The 2,991-nt window shown below is 63.6% G+C and carries 3 protein-coding genes; 2 read left to right on the top strand and 1 reads right to left on the bottom strand.

Features of this window, described 5'->3' with window-relative positions; translation table 11 throughout:
• Both VMS96_05130 and VMS96_05125 read left to right on the top strand, forming a co-directional pair.
• On the top strand, window positions 1-436 hold a 436-nt coding region (locus VMS96_05130; GenBank protein ID HVP42790.1), incomplete at its 5' end, for a hypothetical protein.
• A gap of 60 nt (window positions 437-496) precedes the next feature.
• Window positions 497-2,287, top strand: coding sequence for an IS1634 family transposase (locus tag VMS96_05125; GenBank protein HVP42789.1), 1,791 nt, complete (start codon window positions 497-499; stop codon window positions 2,285-2,287).
• Window positions 2,288-2,435: 148 nt separating this feature from the next.
• On the opposite strand, the gene VMS96_05120 is transcribed toward VMS96_05125, so the two are convergent.
• The coding region (locus VMS96_05120) for a hypothetical protein (GenBank protein HVP42788.1) at window positions 2,436-2,991 on the bottom strand (556 nt) is incomplete at its 5' end.

Raw genomic sequence — 2,991 nt, 5'->3', positions numbered from 1 at the left:
CCCCGATGATCTCGTGGAGGTGAGGCGGATACCGTCCAAGCGCTCGACATGGTGCCGAGCGTCTGAGTTACCCGGCAAGTCGGGAGCGCTCGAGGCCGACAACGCGGCCGGCCAGAATATTTATGTGGGCGCCAATCCCCGCTGCGCCAGCGGAAACGGCTGCAGCGCGGAAAAGTGCGCCGATAAAGGGCCGTGCGGAAAATGCTTTCGGTGCGTGACCTTGGCGCGGTGTCTGTTCGTTGACTTCGATGGCATCACCGTGGAGGACGCCCGCGAGCGCATCCGTGCTGCCGGGCTTCCACCGCCCACGCTGCTAACCCAAGTTACTGAACAGCGGCCATTTTCAGAAAATCTTTGGGCTGAAATCTGCGATTGGAGCCTTGCCAGCGGGGTTGCTCGGCGTTCGGGGCGATGTAGTGGAAACCTACCCTCTTGAAGCGGCAGGATTCTGTGCGATTCTATGGCGGTCAGGCAACTGCCTCGCGAAGGATCGCGCATGTTTCTACGGCGTTACGAACGGCGTAAGAGCGGCAAGCGTCACACCTACTGGGCCTTGGTGGAATCCATTCGCACCGCCCAAGGCTCGCGGCAGCGGATCGTCGCCTACCTGGGGGAGTTGAAGAAGAGCGAGCAGAACGGCTGGGCTTGGCTGGGGCGGCGGCTGGACAAGAAGGACCGTCCGCAGCCATCGCTGTTTGATCCCCCCAGCTATCCTGAGCCGGACGATCGCGAGCCGGTCCTGGTCAAGCTCAAGGGCGTTCGGCTGGAGCGGTCGCGGGACTTCGGGGACGTCTGGCTGGCGCTGGGGTTGTGGCGGCTGCTGGACCTGGATGGCCTGTTGTCGCGGCTGATGCCGGCCGGCCGCGAGGACGTGCCTTGGCCGCTGGTAGCGGCGATTCTGACCGTGGCCCGCTTCTGCGAGCCGTCCAGCGAGCTGCACATCGAGCAGACCTGGTATCGCCGCACGGCGCTGGACGACCTGCTGGGCGTACCGGTGGATCAGGTGAACACGGATCGTCTGTATGTCGGCCTGGATCAGCTTCTGCCGCATAAATCAGCGATAGAGGCCCATCTCAAACAGCGTCTGGGCGACCTATTCGACCTGAAGTACGACCTGCTGCTCTATGACGTGACCAGCACGTACTTTGAAGGGGAGTGTTTGAGCAACCCGATGGCCCAGCGGGGTTATTCGCGGGACGGCCGGCCGGACTGCCTGCAGGTGTGCATCGGACTGGTGGTGACCACGGACGGAATTCCCCTCGGTTATGAGGTCTTCGACGGGAACACCAACGACTCGAAGACGGTCCAGACGGTGGTCAGGGCCATGGAAGCCAAGTACGGCCGGGCCAACCGGGTGTGGGTCATGGACCGGGGCATGGTCAGCGAGGACAACCTCCAGTTCCTGCGGAGCCGGGGCGGCTCGTACATCGTGGGCACGCCCAAGGCGCTGCTGCGGCAGTTCGAGGGGCACTTGGTGAACAAGAACTGGCACGAGGTGCAGGCCGGGGTGGAGGTGAAGCTGGTACCCGGTCCCGATGGAACGGAGACCTTCATCCTGGCCCGCAGTCAGGATCGCCGGGAGAAGGAAAAGGCCATGCACGAGCGGTTCTTCGAGCGGATGGCGGCGGCCCTGCAGCGGATGCAGGCCTCGGCGGAGTGCGGTCGGCTCAAGGATGCGGACGTGGCCAATCGGCGGCTGGGCCGGCTGCAAGGGCAGTACTGGCGGTCCGCCGCGGCCTTCGACGTGAAGATCCAGACGATTCCGCGCCCGACCGGCAAAGCACGTTTATCCATCACCTGGACGCGCAATCAGCGCTGGAGTGAATGGACGGCCCTGTCGGAAGGCTGCTATCTGCTGCGAACCAATCTGACCGACACCGATCCGGCCACGCTGTGGAAGCGATACATCCAGCTGACCGAGGCGGAGTGGGCCTTCCGGATCACCAAGGACGAACTGACCATCCGGCCGATCTGGCACCAGAAGCCCGACCGGGTACTGGGTCATATCCTGGTGTGCTTCCTGGCCTACGTGTTGTGGAAGACATTGGCCCAGTGGATGCGCGGGGCGGGACTGGGGGATGCCCCCCGGACAGTGGTCGCGGAATTCAACAAGATCAAGAGCGGCGACGTCGTGCTGCCCACGCTGACCGCAGATGGCTGCCCCGGGAAAACAGCTCGGGTACGCTGCGTCACCGCCCCCGATCCCGCCCAGAAGGTGCTGCTCAACCGGCTGGGTCTGAGCATTCCCCAGCGGCTGCGCTACCTCGAGGAGGTTGTACAAATGTAGTGAAGACTCTTGCGAAGAAACGGCCTTGGCGCTACCGCCAGGGCCGTTCACGCTTCGCAACTCCGTAACTTGGGCTAGAAGCCGTGCTCGAGTTGATCCTCCGTGTCCTTCCGGCAGGCGTGCGTAATCGGCGGGCGAATGGTCGGGGCTATGGTGGCGGCAATGCCTCGAAGTGCTGCCGCAGTTCCCGGAGTTCCTGATCGCAGATGAACCCCGCGCGGTCAGCCTTGAGCATCCGCACGCACCACGTGGCCACGTCGGCTGCCGGCAGGTCACACGTGCGGATTGCTTTCAGGACCGGCCGGAGGCAAGCCGCGATGTCGTCAGTCATCAACCCCTCGTCGCTCATTTCGACCTGATGACTTCCCTCGTCCATCAACTCCAGCGACAGCTCCATGGCCGGCCGTAACTGCCCCAGTTTGATCAACCGCTGCAGGTTCCGTTGCACGTGGTCGTAGGCTTCGCCGTCGTAGCTGAAGTTGTAGTTGATTCTCCGCTCGTCGAAGGCCGTCGCATCAGCAATCGCCTGTCGTGTCTCCGCCAGGAGTTCTTCCAGGGGTGCATGGAGTTCGAAGTGTGCCGCGAGCCGGCGGAGCACGGGCCGATCCTCTCTGGCCATTTTCACCAGCGCGTCAATCAGCTCACCTTTCGCGCGCTTGGCCAATGCTTTGCGCAGCCATGGCCCGGGGTCCGTTCTCCTGGGA

The organism is Terriglobales bacterium, from assembly GCA_035543055.1.
Classification (GTDB): domain Bacteria; phylum Acidobacteriota; class Terriglobia; order Terriglobales; family Acidobacteriaceae; genus JAIQFD01.
Note: the sequence above shows the minus strand (reverse complement) of the source record. Positions and strands in the feature narration are given on the sequence as shown.